19 protein-coding genes, 1 other RNA gene and 1 riboswitch are annotated in these 16,000 nt (G+C 67.1%); of the genes, 15 read left to right on the forward strand and 5 right to left on the reverse strand.

The genetic code is table 11. The annotated features are described in order from the left end of the window. Positions 1 to 55 precede the first annotated feature (55 nt). From AC1DCZ_RS08195 to AC1DCZ_RS08205, 3 genes are all read left to right on the forward strand, one after another. Positions 56 to 883, forward strand: a complete 828-nt coding sequence (locus AC1DCZ_RS08195; RefSeq protein WP_476974144.1) for a DUF4097 family beta strand repeat-containing protein — start codon at positions 56 to 58, stop codon at positions 881 to 883. Further along, positions 883 to 1,506 carry a PadR family transcriptional regulator gene (locus AC1DCZ_RS08200; RefSeq protein ID WP_476974145.1) on the forward strand — a complete coding sequence of 208 codons (624 nt, stop codon included), beginning with the start codon at positions 883 to 885 and terminating at the stop codon, positions 1,504 to 1,506. The genes AC1DCZ_RS08195 and AC1DCZ_RS08200 overlap by 1 nt, the downstream gene beginning before the upstream one ends. Before the next feature lie 96 nt (positions 1,507 to 1,602). After that, positions 1,603 to 1,677 (forward strand): 50S ribosomal protein bL37, encoded by a 75-nt coding sequence (locus AC1DCZ_RS08205; protein WP_104061284.1) that lies wholly within the window; start codon positions 1,603 to 1,605, stop codon positions 1,675 to 1,677. A 79-nt stretch (positions 1,678 to 1,756) separates the two neighbouring features. Here the strand turns inward: AC1DCZ_RS08205 and rsrA are convergent, their stop codons facing one another. Continuing rightward, positions 1,757 to 2,017, reverse strand: a complete 261-nt coding sequence (gene rsrA, locus AC1DCZ_RS08210) for a mycothiol system anti-sigma-R factor (protein WP_476974146.1) — start codon at positions 2,015 to 2,017, stop codon at positions 1,757 to 1,759. Beyond that, the gene (locus tag AC1DCZ_RS08215) at positions 2,014 to 2,766 is read right to left on the reverse strand and encodes a sigma-70 family RNA polymerase sigma factor (RefSeq protein WP_476895325.1); all 753 of its coding nucleotides are present in this window, start codon (positions 2,764 to 2,766) and stop codon (positions 2,014 to 2,016) included. Before AC1DCZ_RS08215 ends, rsrA begins: the two co-directional genes overlap by 4 nt. A 373-nt stretch (positions 2,767 to 3,139) precedes the next feature. Between AC1DCZ_RS08215 and AC1DCZ_RS08220 the strand changes: the two genes are divergently transcribed. The 10 genes from AC1DCZ_RS08220 to AC1DCZ_RS08265 all read left to right on the forward strand — a co-directional run bounded on the left by AC1DCZ_RS08220 (position 3,140) and on the right by AC1DCZ_RS08265 (position 12,696). Beyond that, positions 3,140 to 3,688 (forward strand): DoxX family protein, encoded by a 549-nt coding sequence (locus tag AC1DCZ_RS08220; protein WP_476974147.1) that lies wholly within the window; start codon positions 3,140 to 3,142, stop codon positions 3,686 to 3,688. Positions 3,689 to 3,695: 7 nt separating this feature from the next. Beyond that, positions 3,696 to 5,117 carry a 3-phosphoshikimate 1-carboxyvinyltransferase gene (gene aroA, locus AC1DCZ_RS08225; RefSeq protein ID WP_476974148.1) on the forward strand — a complete coding sequence of 474 codons (1,422 nt, stop codon included), beginning with the start codon at positions 3,696 to 3,698 and terminating at the stop codon, positions 5,115 to 5,117. Continuing rightward, on the forward strand, positions 5,101 to 6,216 hold the full coding sequence (gene rsgA, locus AC1DCZ_RS08230) for a ribosome small subunit-dependent GTPase A (protein ID WP_476974149.1): 1,116 nt from the start codon (positions 5,101 to 5,103) through the stop codon (positions 6,214 to 6,216). The genes aroA and rsgA overlap by 17 nt, the downstream gene beginning before the upstream one ends. Positions 6,217 to 6,305: 89 nt before the next feature. Further along, positions 6,306 to 7,118: a histidinol-phosphatase gene (hisN, locus tag AC1DCZ_RS08235; RefSeq protein ID WP_476895294.1), complete on the forward strand. Its 813-nt coding sequence runs from the start codon at positions 6,306 to 6,308 to the stop codon at positions 7,116 to 7,118. A 79-nt stretch (positions 7,119 to 7,197) separates the two neighbouring features. Next, a riboswitch (SAM riboswitch) is annotated at positions 7,198 to 7,311 on the forward strand. A 34-nt stretch (positions 7,312 to 7,345) separates the two neighbouring features. Beyond that, on the forward strand, positions 7,346 to 8,815 hold the full coding sequence (locus AC1DCZ_RS08240) for an aminotransferase class V-fold PLP-dependent enzyme (RefSeq protein WP_476974150.1): 1,470 nt from the start codon (positions 7,346 to 7,348) through the stop codon (positions 8,813 to 8,815). A gap of 76 nt (positions 8,816 to 8,891) precedes the next feature. Further along, a complete protein-coding gene (locus AC1DCZ_RS08245) occupies positions 8,892 to 9,668 on the forward strand; it encodes a class I SAM-dependent methyltransferase (RefSeq protein WP_476974151.1) in 777 nt (258 codons plus the stop codon). A 232-nt stretch (positions 9,669 to 9,900) separates the two neighbouring features. Beyond that, positions 9,901 to 11,148, forward strand: coding sequence for an Nramp family divalent metal transporter (locus tag AC1DCZ_RS08250; RefSeq protein WP_476974265.1), 1,248 nt, complete (start codon positions 9,901 to 9,903; stop codon positions 11,146 to 11,148). A 16-nt stretch (positions 11,149 to 11,164) separates the two neighbouring features. Further along, positions 11,165 to 11,878, forward strand: coding sequence for a metal-dependent transcriptional regulator (locus AC1DCZ_RS08255; protein ID WP_476974152.1), 714 nt, complete (start codon positions 11,165 to 11,167; stop codon positions 11,876 to 11,878). Continuing rightward, positions 11,879 to 12,328 (forward strand): fluoride efflux transporter FluC, encoded by a 450-nt coding sequence (locus tag AC1DCZ_RS08260; RefSeq protein WP_476974153.1) that lies wholly within the window; start codon positions 11,879 to 11,881, stop codon positions 12,326 to 12,328. After that, entirely contained in the window at positions 12,328 to 12,696 is a 369-nt protein-coding gene (locus AC1DCZ_RS08265; RefSeq protein WP_476974266.1) for a fluoride efflux transporter FluC, read from the forward strand. Before AC1DCZ_RS08260 ends, AC1DCZ_RS08265 begins: the two co-directional genes overlap by 1 nt. 15 nt (positions 12,697 to 12,711) lie before the next feature. Here AC1DCZ_RS08265 and AC1DCZ_RS08270 read toward each other — a convergent pair whose 3' ends face one another. Beyond that, positions 12,712 to 14,109, reverse strand: a complete 1,398-nt coding sequence (locus tag AC1DCZ_RS08270) for an MFS transporter (RefSeq protein WP_476974154.1) — start codon at positions 14,107 to 14,109, stop codon at positions 12,712 to 12,714. 154 nt (positions 14,110 to 14,263) lie between these two features. On the opposite strand from AC1DCZ_RS08270, the gene AC1DCZ_RS08275 reads away from it, so the two are divergent. Continuing rightward, positions 14,264 to 14,635, forward strand: a complete 372-nt coding sequence (locus tag AC1DCZ_RS08275; protein ID WP_476974155.1) for a hypothetical protein — start codon at positions 14,264 to 14,266, stop codon at positions 14,633 to 14,635. Between the two features lie 49 nt (positions 14,636 to 14,684). Then, positions 14,685 to 14,819: a hypothetical protein gene (locus AC1DCZ_RS08280; protein WP_476895286.1), complete on the forward strand. Its 135-nt coding sequence runs from the start codon at positions 14,685 to 14,687 to the stop codon at positions 14,817 to 14,819. Positions 14,820 to 15,036: 217 nt separating this feature from the next. Here AC1DCZ_RS08280 and ssrA read toward each other — a convergent pair. Further along, positions 15,037 to 15,405, reverse strand: a transfer-messenger RNA (tmRNA) gene (ssrA, locus tag AC1DCZ_RS08285). Between the two features lie 114 nt (positions 15,406 to 15,519). Continuing rightward, complete coding sequence (gene smpB / locus AC1DCZ_RS08290) at positions 15,520 to 15,990, reverse strand: SsrA-binding protein SmpB (protein ID WP_024367797.1); 471 nt, start codon at positions 15,988 to 15,990, stop codon at positions 15,520 to 15,522. Between the last annotated feature and the right edge of the window lie 10 nt (positions 15,991 to 16,000).

Genomic DNA, 16,000 nt, shown 5'->3' on the forward strand with positions numbered 1-16,000 from the left:
AGTCGCGATATATCGCAATTCGTCCCGACTCCCGCATCGCTTTCCGGAGGAACCCATGTCAGAGAACACGTGGACCGTCACCGGTCCCCAGACCATCGACGTCGACGGCGTCCGCGCGCTCAAGCTCGGAATCGTGCGCGGCCGTTTCGACGTTGTCACCCATGATGAGGACGTTGCCCGGATCGAAGTCTCCGAAATCAGTGGCGACCCGCTCTCGATCGTCCTGGTCAACGGCCGGCTGGAAGTCCGGCACCAGCTCCACGGCGCGCAGGGCTGGTTCAAGAACCTGATGGGTACCGTCAACAACAACAGCAGCAACTCCGTGGTCATCAGCATCGCCCTGCCTGCCGGCGTCGAGGTTGAAGCGGGAACCGTCAGCGGGGACGGCATGGTGGCCGGAATCAGCGGCCACACGCGCCTGAACACCGTTTCCGGTTCCGTGCTGGCCGACGGCACGTCCGGGGATCTCTCCGTCAATACGGTCAGCGGCGAGGTGATCGCCCGCAACCACCACGGCGTACTGACAGCCAAGAGCGTCTCCGGTGAAGTGACGGCCTCAGGGGAGTTCAGCAACATCCGCGCCAACACCGTCAGCGGCGACCTCAGCTTTGACCTCCACGGCTTCACCCGGGATTTCGGCGCCAACTCGGTCTCGGGCGACGTCACCATCCGGGTCCCGCACGACGTCGGAGTCGACATCATCGCAAAGACGGCCAGCGGCGCCGTCGTCATAGACGACCAGAAGTACGCCCAGCCCGGCGGCACCGTCCAAACGATCGCCGGGCCGGATGAAAAGCTCATGCTGGTCCGCACGAACTCGGTCTCGGGCAAGACCTCGATCTTCCACGGCCAGCCGACCGCGGATCACGAAGCGGGGCTCTGATGCCCCCGGTCTTTGCCCACGGTGCGCTGCGGCTGTACCTGCTGGCGCTGCTCGAGTCCGGCCCCAAACACGGGTACGAGCTCATCAAGGCCCTCAGCGACCGCTTCGGCGGGACCTACTCCCCCAGTGCAGGCACGATCTACCCGCGCCTGGGCAAGCTTGAGGAAGAGGGGCTGGTGGCCACCCAAGCGGAGGGCCGGCGCACCAACTACAGCATCACTGCGGCGGGACTCTTGGAGCTCAACAACCGGCGGGACGAACTCGCGGGAGTGGAGAACGACATCTCCGCGTCGGTGCGCCGGCTCGCCGACAACCTCCGGCAGGACATCAGGGTCAACATGCGCGGCCTCCGGGCTGACCTGGCCGCGACCGCGGAGGCGGCCCGTTCCACCGTCCGTTCCGCGGGAACAGCGCCCGGGACGCAGGCCGGCGCCCGGTACTCCCAGGAGGGCGACCGCCGGCTGAGGGAAGCGGAAATGCTGGTCCAGGGGTTCCGGGACGACATCCGGGTCGAGCTTCGGCGCCATGCCGGCAGCAGGCCCGTCACCGCGGTTACGCTCGAGACGGTCAAGACGGTGCTGGACCAGGCCAGGATCTCCATCCGCAACTCACTGGAGGGCTGAACCCCGGCGCAGGCCGGCTCCCGGTTCGCGGCGCGTGCCGTGATGTGGGAGACTTGAGGGCAGCTCTTTTGAGTACCAAGATTAAGGAGGCCAGCTATGAGCAAGCGTGCACGTAAACGTCGTGACCGTAAGCGTGGCGGCGCGAACCACGGTAAGCGCCCCAACGCCTAAGCCAAGGCTTGGAATAACAGCTTTAAGCGAAAGACCCCGGAAACCTAAGGTTGCCGGGGTCTTTCGCTTAATACTTGTCTCAGGCCTCGACCGACCGGATCGAATGGATCCGGTCCAGGATGGAATTCTTGAGGTTTTCGGGAGCCGCCTCCGTGCACGACCGCTTCACCATCACGCGGATGACACACTCGAGGTCGTACTGCTCAAAGCACTCCGGGCAACTGTTCAGGTGGTCCTTGATCTCAGCGATGTCGTCATGCGTGAGCGCCCCATCCAGGTACTCATAAATGCGTTGCATCCGGGCGTCGTCGCAGTCGCCCAGTCCTTGGCAGTCGCTCATTTCCTGTTCTCCTGTTGGTTGCTCTCGGCCGCCGCGGTGGAATCTGCGGCCCGGAATCCCCGCTCGGCGGCGTAGTCGGCGAGCATATCCCGCAGCATCTTCCGGCCGCGGTGCAGCCGGGACATGACAGTCCCGATCGGGGTGTTCATGATGTCTGAAATCTCTTTGTACGCGAAGCCCTCGACGTCGGCGAAGTAGACGGCGAGCCGGAACTCCTCGGGGATCGACTGCAGGGCGCGCTTCACGTCCGAGTCGGGGAGGTGGTCAAGCGCCTCAGCCTCGGCCGAACGCAGTCCCGACGATGTGTGGGATTCTGCGCGGGCCAGCTGCCAGTCTTCGATCGTGTCCGAATTCGACTGCAGCGGCTCGCGCTGCCGCTTGCGGTACAGGTTGATGTAGGTGTTGGTGAGGATGCGGTACAGCCACGCCTTCAAATTGGTGCCGGGCTTGTACTGGTGGAAGGCTGAAAACGCCTTGGTGTACGCCTCCTGGACGAGGTCCTCCGCGTCCGAGGGATTCCGTGCCATCCTCATGGCCGCGGAATACAACTGGTCCACATACTGCATGGCGTCACGCTCAAAGCGCAGCCGGCGCTCTTCTGTGGTCTCGGTGGCGACGTCCAGCGGCTTCCCGTCGACCAGGGTCTCCTGCACAGCACTTTCCGGGCCGGCAACGGGTGTCTCAGCGGGTTTGGCGTCGTTTCCGGCAACCTCGTGCATGGCCGCAACGGCCGGGTCCATGGTGCTCATTGCCTTCAAGTCTACTGTCACCTTTCTGCGGCCGGCCGAAAACGCCGCCGCAGCGTCTGCCCCGAGGGCCCGCACCGTCATGTCCCAGGCTTCCAGCGCGCCTGCATCCAGCCGCGCGGGTCCCGGCGGGCCGGTCAGCTTTACGCCGTCCTTCACTAGAATCAAACCGTTGCCTCCTTTGACCGCCAATTGCTGGCCCAAGCGTCTCCAGGCCCGTCATTACGGGCCCGACTTGCTCATAACCCGGCCACAAAGCGTGTCGGGGACCTGCAATTCACAACCACCCGCAACAGGCAAATATTCCGCAAAAGTGCAAGACTGGAACCGGTTCTCCCGCACAGCGTCCGCGGCTCGTCCATCCAGGAGGAAATTCATGTCCTTTGTCCGTTTTCTCGCCCGACCCATGCTCGCCTCCAGTTTCGTCCTCGCAGGCATGGACAAGCTAAGGAACGCGGATGACACTGCGGCACAGCTGTCTCCCCTGTTGCGCCGCGCGGCCGAATCGCTGCCGTTCCAGACCAACGAGAAAGTGCTGGCCCGGGTCATTGGCGGCACCCAGATCGGCGCAGGCGCGTGCTTTGCCCTCGGCAAATCGGCCCGCCTTGCCGCCACTGTCCTGGCCGTTATCTCCGCTCTCAACGGCTACGTTGAATGGCGCAGTGCGGACATCTCCTCCAAGCAGGGCCGGGACGCCCGCCGCAAGCAGCTCCTCAAGAACGTCTCGCTCACCGGGGGCGTGCTGCTGGCCTCCGTGGACACAGCCGGCAAACCGAGCCTGGCCTGGCGCGCCGAGCACCTCGCCGCCGACGCCAGAAAGAACGCGGGGCACCTCGCCGCCGATGCCAGGAAGAACACCGGCAAGCGGCTGAAGAAGGCCGACAAAGCAGTGCGCAAGGCCGTAGACCACGCAGTCGGGGCCTAAGACGGCAATGACTGGCGCCACCTCCACCGCACCATCCGGCCCGGCCCCGTCCGGCAGCGGCCTGCATTGGCCGGCCCCGTTCGCCGGTCGGCCGGTCGACGCCACCGTTACGGTCCCGGGGTCCAAGTCCCTGACCAACAGGTACCTGGTGCTGGCAGCCCTCGCAGACGGGCCGTCGCGGTTGCGCGCCCCCCTGCACTCCCGTGATTCGGCCCTCATGATCGACGCCTTGCGCCAACTCGGGGCCACCATCACTGAAGTCCCCGGCGACGGCGCCTTTGGCCCTGACCTGAGCATCACCCCGATCAGCCTCGACGCACCCGCAACCACGGCGTCCATCGACTGCGGCCTGGCCGGCACCGTCATGCGGTTCGTTCCCCCGGTCGCTGCCTTGCGCCAGGGCCTGACACTCTTTGACGGGGACCCACACGCCCGCAAGCGGCCGATGGGAACCATCATCGAGGCCCTCACGGGGCTCGGCGTCGCGGTCGGCAGCCCCGACGGCGGCCCGGCGTCCTCGCTGCCGTTCACCGTGCAGGGCGCCGGCGCAGTGCACGGCGGCCACCTTGTCATCGACGCCAGCGCCTCCTCGCAGTTCGTGTCCGCGCTGCTGCTGGCCGGGGCGCGCTTCGCGGACGGGCTGCACCTGGAGCACGTCGGACCGCCCGTGCCGAGCCTCGACCACATCAATATGACCGTTTCCGTGCTGCGCGGCGTGGGCGTAGACGTGGACGACTCGCGCCCGGACCACTGGATCGTCTCGCCCGGCAGCATCAGGGCTTTCGACCACAGGATCGAACAAGACCTCTCCAACGCCGGCCCGTTCCTGGCGGCGGCCCTGGCCACCCGCGGCACGGTGCGGATCCCGGACTGGCCGTCCGGGACCACCCAGGTCGGCGATCTCTGGCGCAGCATCCTGGCCACCATGGGAGCCGCCGTCACGCTGGAAAACGGCACACTCACCGTCACCGGCGGGCCGGAGATCCGGGGCGCCGACTTCGACGAAACGAGCGAACTCGCCCCCACCGTCGCAGCCCTGTGCGCCCTGGCTACCGGCCCTTCGCGCCTGAGCGGCATCGCGCACCTCAGGGGACACGAGACGGACCGTCTCGCCGCACTGGTAGCCGAAATCAACCGACTCGGCGGCGATGCCGAGGAAACCTCCGACGGCCTGATCATCCGCCCGGCAGCCCTGCACGGGGGCGTCGTCCACAGTTACGCGGACCACCGTATGGCCACGGCAGGCGCCATCCTGGGCCTGGCAGTACCCGGCGTCGAAGTCGACGACATCGGCACCACGGCCAAAACCATGCCGGACTTCCCGCAGCTCTGGACCGCGATGCTGGCCCACGGTGCCCTGCCGGGCTCCGCCACGGAACACGCGGCCCCCGCCGAAGAGAAGGATGCCACTGTTGGCACGCAGCACTGACTCGTGGGATGAATCCGACGTCCGGATCCGCCCCAACAAAAAAGGCACCCGCCCCCGGACCAAGGACCGGCCCAGCTACGACGAGGCGGTCACCGGGCGGATCATCACCGTGGACCGCGGGCGCTACACTGCCGTCGTTGGCGAAGGCACCGACGACGAACGCAAGATCATCGCCGCCAGGGCCCGCGAACTTCGCCGCTCCCCAGTGGTCGCCGGCGATTTCGTCTCCCTGGTCGGAGACGTCAGCGGTGAACCGGACACCCTCGCCCGCCTGGTCAAGATCCAGGACCGCAAGACGCTCCTGCGGCGCAGCGCCGATGACACCGACCCCATTGAACGCGCCGTCGTCGCCAACGCGGACCAGCTCGTGGTGGTGGTCGCTGCGGCCAATCCGGAGCCGCGGACAGGCTTCATCGACCGGGCCCTCGTGGCCGCCTACGATGCCGGCATTGCACCGCTGCTGCTCGTCACAAAGGCTGACGTCAAGGACCCCGCGGAGCTGTTGTCCAACTACCGGCACCTCGACTTCCCGGTGATCATCTCCAAGACGGCGGATTCGGCTGCGTCCGGCATCGACGCCCGCTCGGACGACGGACTCTCCGCGCGGCTGGATAAGGACGCGGTGTCCCAGCTGCGCGGCTACCTCGACGGCAAGGTCACGGTTATGCTGGGCCACTCCGGCGTCGGCAAGTCCACCATGGTCAACGCGCTCACGGGAGCCGAGCGGGCCACCGGCGGCGTCAATGCCGTGACCGGCCGCGGACGCCACACCTCCTCCTCGGCGCTGGCCCTGAAAGTCAACGATGCCCCGGCCGGCAGCTGGATCATCGACACCCCCGGCATCCGGTCCTTCGGCCTGGCCCATGTGGATCCGGACCGGATCCTGCGCTCCTTCCCCGACCTCGAGCCGGGTACCGATGACTGCGAGCGTGGCTGCAAGCACGATTCCACCGCCGTCAACTGCGGGGTCGACGCCTGGGTGGCCGCCGGCCACGCGGGAGGCTCCGGCCCGGCCCGGCTCGCCTCGCTGCGCCGGCTGTTGGGGACTGACCCGCGGATGGAAGCCCCGGACGTCAAGGAACTGGGCACCGTCTCCTAGGGCCTACGGCCGGGCTGCCGGTCCCCCGGCCTGCGGCGCCGCGACGTGGCCTACCGCCTGGCGGCCCGCTTTGGCGGTAGTTTGGAACCATGAGTCAACCCGCTTCGAGCTACAACGATGACCTGCGCCTTGCCCATGTACTGGCAGATTCCGTAGATTCCCAGACCATGAGCCGCTTCAAGGCGCTCGACCTCCGGATCGAGACGAAGCCCGACCTCACGCCTGTGACCGACGCCGACAAATCCGCGGAGGAGGCCATCCGGGGCCAGCTGTCCCGTTCCCGCCCCCGCGACGCCGTCCTCGGCGAGGAATTCGGCAGTTCCGGCCATGGCTCCCGCCGCTGGATCATCGACCCGATCGACGGCACCAAGAACTTTGTCCGGGGCGTCCCGGTCTGGGCCACCCTGATCGCCCTCGTGGACGAGGGCGAACCGGTCGTCGGCGTCGTCAGCGCCCCGGCACTGGGGAAGCGCTGGTGGGCGGCCAAGGGTGCCGGCGCCTACACGGGCCGTTCGCTTGCTGCGGCCACCCGGCTGCGGGTGTCCAACGTCTCCGAGCTCTCGGACGCCTCACTGTCCTACTCGAGCCTGACCGGCTGGAAGCAGCGCGGCAACCTGGACGAGTTCCTGGGCCTCACCGAGGAAGTCTGGCGCACCCGGGCCTACGGCGATTTCTGGTCCTACTGCCTGGTGGCCGAGGGTGCGGTCGACATCGCCTGCGAGCCGGAGCTGAACCTCTACGACATGGCCGCCCTGGTGCCGATCGTGACGGAAGCCGGCGGCCGCTTCACGTCCCTGGAAGGCGAAGACGGCCCGTTCGGCGGCAACGCCCTGGCAACGAACTCGATCCTCCACTCAGAAGTCCTGAAGCGCCTCAACCCGGGCCTGGACGACCTCCTCTAAGCGCCCGTCCCGTAACAAAGCGCTTCACATTGGCGCCCGGCCTTTTCCCCGGCTGCGCGGATGTCCTAGGCTCGAAGCAGGTCACGAGTGCCAGCGCAAAACCCCGGTTTGCTGGCCGGCAACCCTCCATTCGCGGTGGGGTGCCCCGGGTGACGACCTGGCCGGTCCGGTACGGACCCGGCAAGCGCGGATCCCCGGTGCGTGGGGTCCTTTTCGAGCGAGGTCCCATGACAACTTCCACTTTTCCCGCCGCCATCCGTGCCACTGCAGGCTCCCAGGCGGGCCGCCCCGACGTTCTGCTGTCCGGTGCGGACTCCGACGCACGGTTCGCCATCGCCCGCCGGCCGCTCTCCGCGGTAACGGGTGCAGAGATCCAGGCTCCGCTGATCAACGGCGGACACGTCCGCTACGCCAACCTGGACTACGGCGCCTCGGCCCCGGCCCTGTCCGTGGTCTCTGCCTACCTGAACGAGATCCTGCCGTTCTATGCGAGCGTGCACCGCGGCGCTGGCTACGCCTCCCAGATCAGCACGTCAGTATACGAGAACGCCCGGGGCCTCGTGCGGGACTTCGTCGGCGGCCGCGCCGATGACTCCGTCATCTTCACCCGGAACACCACCGACTCCCTCAACCTGCTGGCCGGATGCCTGCCCGTGAGCGGGGGCCGGCACACCGGCGAGGTGCTTTACCTCGACATCGAACACCACGCCAACCTCCTGCCGTGGCAGAGCGTGCCCCACCGCAGCGTCGTCGCGGCCCCCACCCTCACGGCCACAGTGGAGAAGCTGCGCGGGGAACTGGCGCACGGGGGCATCAGCCTGCTTGCCGTGACCGGAGCCTCCAACGTCACCGGGGAAATCCTGCCCATCCGGACACTGGCCGCCCTGGCGCACGAGTTCGGGGCGAGGATCGTCGTCGACGCCGCCCAGCTGGCGCCGCACCGGCGGATCGATATCGCCGCCGACGACGTCGACTACGTCGCCTTCTCCGGCCACAAGCTGTACGCGCCGTTCGGTGCGGGCGTCCTGGTGGGACGCCCCGACTGGCTCGACGCCGGCACCCCGCACCTGGCCGGCGGCGGCGCCGTCCGTGACGCACGGCTCGATTCGGTCAGCTGGACCACCGGCCCCGCACGGCACGAAGGCGGATCCCCCAATGTCCTGGGCGCAGCGACGCTGGCCCGCGCCACGGAAGTGATCGCCGCCCTGGACCAGGAGCAGTGGCACGCCCATGAGAACGCCATCCGCGCTTTCCTTGTCGACGGGCTCCAGGGCATCGACGGCGTGGGCGTCCACCACATCTTCACGGACACCGCCGCAGATGGCGACGGGGAGGGCACCGGCACCATCGGCGTCGTCAATTTCTCGGTCGAAGGATACGACGCCGGCCTTGTGGCCGCCTATCTTTCTGCCGAACACGGCATCGGCCTGCGCGACGGCCGCTTCTGCGCCCACCCGCTGCTCAAGCGGCTCGGCCTGCCCGCCGGCTCCCTGCGGGCCAGCTTCGGCCTCGGCTCACGGCTGGAGGATGCGCAGCGGCTGCTGGCCGGCATCGAACAACTCCGGCAGACCGGACTTGGCTGGGACTACGTGGTGGACGCCGGCCGGTGGGTGCCGGCGAACGACACCCGCAGATACCCGCACTGGGCGCCGAACACACCCGGCACCGCAGGCGCGGCGCCGTGTACTGAAGACTAGGCCCTGGCGGCCAGCGCGAGTGCGGTAAATTCGAAAGGTATCCACAACACCAGGACTTTCCCGAAGGAGATCGCACGTGGCACGCGGCGGCCCCAGGCTCCACAACGGACCCAAACTGCACAGCGGACGGCGCCAGGAGCTCGGGCAAAGCTTCCAGGACGGCGGGGAACACTACGAGCGTGTCCGCCCGGGCTATCCTGGCGAATCGGCAGACTGGCTGATCCCGGCCGGGGCACGGAATGCCGCCGACATCGGCGCCGGAACCGGCAAGTTCACCGCGCTGCTGATCGATCGTGGACTGCACACGGTCGCGGTCGATCCCTCGGCGGACATGCTGGAGCAACTGCGCCGGACGCTTCCGGGGGTCCCCGCCGTCGTGGGAACGGCGGAGGACACCGGACTCGAGGCTGAAGCCTTCGACCTTGTCACGGTGGCCCAGGCCTGGCACTGGTGTGATCCCCTTCCGGCCAGCACGGAGATCGCCCGGGTCCTCCGGCCCCGTGGTGTCCTGGGGCTGGTCTGGAACCAGCTGGACACCTCCGTTCCCTGGGTGCACCGGCTCTCGCGCATCATGCATGCAGGGGACGTCCACAAACCGCACTTTACGCCGCCCGTGGGCCCGGAGTTCACCGGCCTGGCCAGCCAGCTGACCCGCTGGGAAGATTCCGTAACCCCGGAGGACATCAAGGAACTGGCCAAGACCCGCAGCTACTATCTGGCAGCAACGGAGGCCACCCGGTCCAAAGTTATGGGAAACCTGGACTGGTATCTGCAGGAGCATCTGGCCCATGCCCCCGGCGAGGTCCTCAGCCTGCCGTACCTGACGCAGACCTGGCGGGCGGTCCGGGCCTGACACGGCTGCCGCACCGGCGTGGACTATGACCGGGGTCCGCGCCTGCCGCATTGCATGCACCGCGTCCGGGGCTTATTGTTTCGGTATGCCTAACTCTTATTTGTAGGCATGCAAAAACCTGGATTCCGGCCCTGGTGCCGGCCGGAACCACCCGTCGCGTCAACGCGGACGCGACGAATCACGGGAGCTGGCAGTGCTGGACGTAACAGGACACGAACCGTCCGCGCACGGCATACCCGCGCGGAAGCACCCGGGTGCGCGCAGGGCATTGCTTGGACTGCTGGGGCCGGCGTTCGTGGCATCCATCGCCTACGTGGACCCGGGGAATGTCGCGGCCAATCTCACGGCCGGCGCGCAGTACGGCTACCTGCTCGTCTGGGTCCTGGTCGTGGCCAATGTCATGGCCGTGCTGGTCCAGTACCAGTCCGCGAAGCTCGGGATCGTCACCGGCAAGAGCCTGCCGGAAATCCTCGGCCAGCGGCTCAAGCCCCTCTGGCGCCGGGCCTTCTGGCTGCAGGCTGAAATCGTCGCCGCCGCCACCGACCTGGCCGAGGTCGTGGGCGGGGCGATCGCACTGCATCTGCTCTTCGCCCTCCCCCTCCCCCTCGGGGCAGTCATCGTCGGTGCCGTCTCGATGCTGCTCCTCGCGGTCCAAAGCAGGGAAAAGCAGCGGACGTTCGAGTTCATCATCATGTTCCTGCTGGGCATCATCACTATCGGATTTCTGGCCGGCCTGTTCATCAGCCCGCCCGATCCCGGCGGAGCCCTGGCCGGACTCGTACCGGGGTTCCAGGGCCCGGACACGGTCCTGCTGGCGGCAAGCATGCTCGGCGCCACCGTGATGCCGCACGCTATCTACGTCCACTCGGCTCTTTCCCGGGACCGGCACCGCCCGGACGAGCATGAGCACATCACGGTCCCCGCCATCGCGCGCCTTGTCCGGGCCACACGGTTCGACGTCGTGGCCGCCCTCGCCATTGCAGGCATCGTGAACATCGGGATGCTGTTGCTGGCGGCATCGACGCTGGGCGGCGAGGCAGGGACAGACACCATAGAGGGCGCCCACGCGGCCATTTCGGCGAACCTTGGCCCGGTCGTCGGCGTCGTCTTTGCCGTGGGGCTGCTCGCCTCAGGCCTGGCATCAACCTCGGTGGGCTGCTACGCCGGCGGGACCATCATGCAGGGCCTGCTCAAGGTCCGCGTCCCTGTGATGACCCGCCGCGTTGTCACGCTGATCCCGGCCATCGTGCTGTTGGCCGTCGGTTTCGATCCAACGTGGGGACTCATCCTGAGCCAGGTGGTCCTGAGCTTCGGCATCCCCTTTGTCCTCGTTCCCCTGGTTGTCCTGACCAGCAACAAGACCCTGATGGGCAGATTCGCGGACGGTCCGGTCCTTCGGATCGCAGCCATCGTCAGCGTCGTGCTGGTGGTGGCCCTGAATCTGGTCCTGCTCTGGCTCACGTTCGCCGGGCACGGCTGACGGTAGGCTTGGCTCTGTGAAGACCAGTACGCCCTCCTCCTCGATCGAGGACTACGTCAAGGTCATCTACTCCTTCACCGAGTGGCAGGAGAAGCCCATCACCTCCACCCAGCTGGCACAGCGGCTGGGTGTGGCTAACTCCTCCGTTTCCGAGATGGTCCGCAAGCTCAAGGACCAGGGCCTCGTGGACCACAAACCCTACAGCGCCATCACGCTGACGCCCGACGGCGTCCGGCTGGCCCTGTCCATGGTCCGGCGGCACCGGCTGATCGAGACCTTCCTCGTCCGGGAACTGGGCTACCGCTGGGACGAGGTCCACGACGAAGCCGAGCTGCTCGAACACGCCGTCTCGGACACGTTCATCGACAGGATGGCCGGCAAACTGGGAAACCCGGACAGGGACCCCCACGGCGATCCCATCCCCGCCGCGGACGGCTCCGTCCTCATGCCCGCGGCGCACCGCATGAGCGAGCTCGACGACGGCCACACCGGCCGGATCACCCGGATCAGCGACGACAACCCGGAGCTGCTCCGCTACCTGGCGGCAGAGGACATCGACCTGGACGCCGAGGTGGAGATCCTGGGCCGGAGGCCGTTTGGCGGCCCGCTCGTGGTACGGATCGGCTCAAGCGAAGCCCCGCGCGAATGCGACCTCGCCGAGGAAGTCGCGTCCGCCCTCTGGGTCCATAGCGAAGCGACCCATGCCGGCTGCACCATGGAAGAGCACTGAGTGAAGACCGTGCTGGCGGAAGGCCGCACCGCCCGGCGCACCGGCGTGCCGGGCTGGCGGGCCTGGGCTGCCGTCGCTGTCGGCGGCTTCCTCGGGACGGAACTGCGCTTCGGCGCCGGCCTGCTCTTTCCCGAGCCGGCAGGCGCAGTACCGTGGACCACCCTGGTGATCAACGTCGTTGGGAGCTTTGTCCTGGCAACTCTGACCACCCTCTGGATCGCACGGCCCCGGACGGCTTTCTGGCTCCGGGCCGGGATCGGGCCGGGTCTTCTGGGTTCGTTCACGACGTTTTCGGCGCTCGTGATGGCAGTCGACCAGCAGTTCCGCAGCGGCTTTCATGCCACATGGCTGGCCTATCTGGGGCTCTCGCTCGTGCTGGGGCTCGGGGCCGCGGCGGCAGGCTGGAAGACCGGCAAGGCCATTGCCGACGTCGGCGGCGGCGCCCCATGATGACCGCACTCCTGGTGGGAATCTTCGGTGTGGCAGGGGCGTTGCTCAGGTTCGCCGTCGACTCCTGGTTTGCCCACCACCCGGGCCCCCATCCGCACTGGCCGTGGGCCACGCTCGCGGTGAACGTAACCGGCTCCCTCATCATCGGCCTCTCGGTCGGCCTGGCCGGCCACCTGGAGCTGGGCGCAGACTGGCACGCCGGGGTCGCTACCGGCCTGGCCGGCGGACTGACGACGTTCAGCTCCTGGACCACCGCGACAGTGCGGCTGGTGAGCGAGACGCGTTACCGCGCCGCCGCGCTCAATGTCGCGGGCAATCTCCTGGCTGGGCTCACGGCGGCCGCCCTCGGCCTCGTCCTCGCCGGCTAGCAGTCCTTTTCGGCGCTATTCGGCGTCGGGCAGCTCCGCCGCCGGTGCGGGGTTCCGGATGCCGACAGCCGAGAAGGCCGCGCCCGCGACAAACAGCGCTGCCGTGGCGTAGCACACGGCGTGAAGCCCCGACGTCGTCACCGCAGGTCCCGCGATCAGCCCGGCGAAGGAGATCGCAACTAAACCCGCGATACGCGCGACGGCGTTGTTCACGGCCGAGCCGATGCCCGCTTCCTCCGGGGGAACCGCACCAAGTATCGCTGCCGTCAGCGGGGCCACAGTGACCGCGAGGCCGAGGCCGAACACCAGCACTCCCGGGAGCACCTGCGAGGCATAGTCCAGGGGCGTGCGTACGGCAGTCAGGATCACGAAGCCGGCGCCGCACAGCAGCGGACCGCCGGTCATGAACCAGCGGGAACCAAAGCGACCCGCCAGCCGGCCCATTCGCGCGGAGAGAAGCAGGAGGATGAGTGTGGACGGCAGCAGGGCGAACCCCGCCGCCGTCGCGGCCAGGCCGGCGACCTGCTGCAGGTAGAGGCCGAGCACGAAAAACCCGAGCGAGAGTGCGCCGTAAATGACGCTGGTGGCAAGGTTGCCCCAGCCGAAGTTGCGGATACGGAAAAGCCTCAGCGGCATCATCGGGGTGGTGGCACGTGCCTCGTACGTCAGGAATGCCGCGAGGGCCGCGATGCCCACGCTCAAAGGCAACCAGACCTGGGGGCTGTCCCAGCCCAGGCTGCCGCGTTCGATGAAGGCATAGACAACGCCCCCGAGGCCCACGACGGCCAGGGCGGCACCCCGGAAATCAATGTGCCTGCCGGGACCGAGGACCCTGTCCGTGCGCAGCAGGCCGCTGAGCACGGGCCACACTGCGGCCGCGGGAAGGATGTTGATGAAGAAGATGACCCGCCAGGAAAGCAGGTCCACAGACAGTCCGCCGATGAGGGGTGCCGCGACGATGGCTCCGCTGGTCCAGCCGGACCATTTGCCGATCGCGGCGGACTGTTCAGGGCCTTCGAAGTACGTGACGATCAGGGCCAGCGAGCCCGGGACCAGCAGGGCGCCCGCAATGCCCTGGAGCCCGCGGAACAGGATGAGGAATTCCCCGCTCCACGCCAGTCCGCAGAGAACAGACGTGATCGTGAATCCGGCCAGGCCCCAGCGCAGGACCCTTGCACGGCCGAAGGAATCCGAGAGCGAGCCTGCCACCAGAATGAGGGCGCCGAGGGTGAGCAGGTACGAGTCAACGACCCACTGCTGGACCACGAGGCCGCCGCCGAGTTCGCGCTCGAGGGCCGGAAGGGCGAGATTCACCACCGAGCCGTCGAGGAATGCGATGAAGGAGGCAACGATCGCCACGTACAGCACCCGCTTCTGCAATTCCAGGGTGCTTGCCTCGGAGGCGCCGGACATGGCTGCTACCTCCTACGGCTTGGGGCTGCGGAACCTGGGATGAGCCTAACACTGGCGTGTCCGGCGCGGGAGGACTGGTCCAGGCGGATCCGGGCCTCCCCTGAGCACAGTTCCCGGGTCCGGGAGGTGACCTGAAATCCCGTAAAGTTGAAGGATGGTTACCCGACGTGAAGCAGCCCAGATCCTCGACATTCCCCTGGAAATGGCGCACCGTCACGGCATCCCGTCCCGGTTGTCCGACGCCGAGCTCGGCGATCTCCTGGACAATCCCCCGGCCTGGCTGGTCCAGTCCAAGGCCAACCGGACCGGCAAGCGCCCTGTCTGGGTCCAGCTGACGTGCGCCCTCTGCGGGTTCGCCGAAGCCGCCCGCCCCAAAAAATGGTGGCCGGACTTCACCTATGTCTGTTGCGCCCACCATGCACCCTACGAGGTCCCCGCGGTGGCCGCAGGACTCGTCCGCAGCGAGTATGAGGGCGTCGGCAGCCGCTTCATCGGCATCGTGGACGTCGCCGTCCCCGAGGCGTAACTTAAGAAGCAAGGGGCCATTCCGGGCCCCTGCCGTGAGGGAGGGCACAATGCCTGACAAGTCGCCGCACCAGCATCTGACAAAGAAACCGGTGAAGACCATCAAGGAAAAACGGGCCGATAAAAAGGCGAAAAACGTCGCTGACACCCACACCGACCCGGTGGCACACATCAAGAAGCGCTGACCTGCAAGCGCCAGTCCGGAGGCGCCGTCCAGAAGCGCCCGGCAGGCGCCCGGCTGGGCGCCGGACTCCCGGGCACAGAGCGGGCGCAGTGCGGGCGCGGTGCCAGCCGGTTTCCTAATGAACCACAGCAAAAAACAGAAGACCGGAAGCAAGAGCTTCCGGTCTTCTGTTCTGTTCTACTGTTCTACGGGGTGGAGCTCCGTTGCCGGAGCTCCAATGGTGGAGATGGGGGGAATTGAACCCCCGTCCGATGTCGTGTTGTCAGGGCTTCTCCGGGCGCAGTTTGCGTCGGACTTTCTCGGCCCCGGCCATGCTGCAAACAGCTGGCTGATCCGGGCCCAGTCATCTAAGAGTCCCGTTCACCCCGATGACGGAGGTAAACAGCAGTGGCTATCTAAATGACGCCAGGATCCGGGGCAATAGCAACCTCGGGCTGACGGACTGTCTTACTGCTTAGGCAGCGAGAGCGAAGTCAGTGCGTTTTGATTCGGCACTTATTGGTTTGCAGACAGCGTTTACGAGATAATTCTGCATCCTCGGCCCGCTTCACCTGTCGCGACTAACATCGTCGAAACCGATCATCCCCGTATTTTTTTATCAAACCCGGTCCGGATACTTTCGTTTCCTTCGCGGACTACTAATCATAACGCACGCCCTGCCGGAATCATTCCCGCAGGCGGCGGTTGGCCGTACCCGGGCACTACCGCCGGTTGCGTTCGCGCATGACCCGCAGGGCCTCCCGCTTGTCCTGCTGCTCACGCAGTGTCTGGCGCTTGTCGTATTCCTTCTTGCCGCGGGCGACGCCGATCTCGACCTTCGCCCGGCCGTCCAGGAAGTACAGCTGCAGCGGGACGATCGTGAAGCCTGATTCGCGGATCTTGTGCGAGATCTTGGTGAGCTCGTCGCGGTGGAGGAGCAGCTTCCGGCGCCGGCGTGCGGCATGGTTGGTCCAGCTCCCCTGGTGGTACTCGGGGATGTGGATGCCCTCCATCCACAGCTCGTCGTTGTAGAAGGTGCAAAAGCCGTCCACCATGGACGCATGGCCCTCGCGCAGGGACTTCACTTCGGTGCCCATCAGCGCGATGCCGGCCTCATACGTGTCAAGGATGTGGTAGTCGTGCCGGGCCTTGCGGTTGGTGGCCACTACCTTTCGGCCACTTTCTTTGGGCACGGTAGGACTC

It is taken from the genome of Arthrobacter sp. 10N418 (assembly GCF_056394725.1).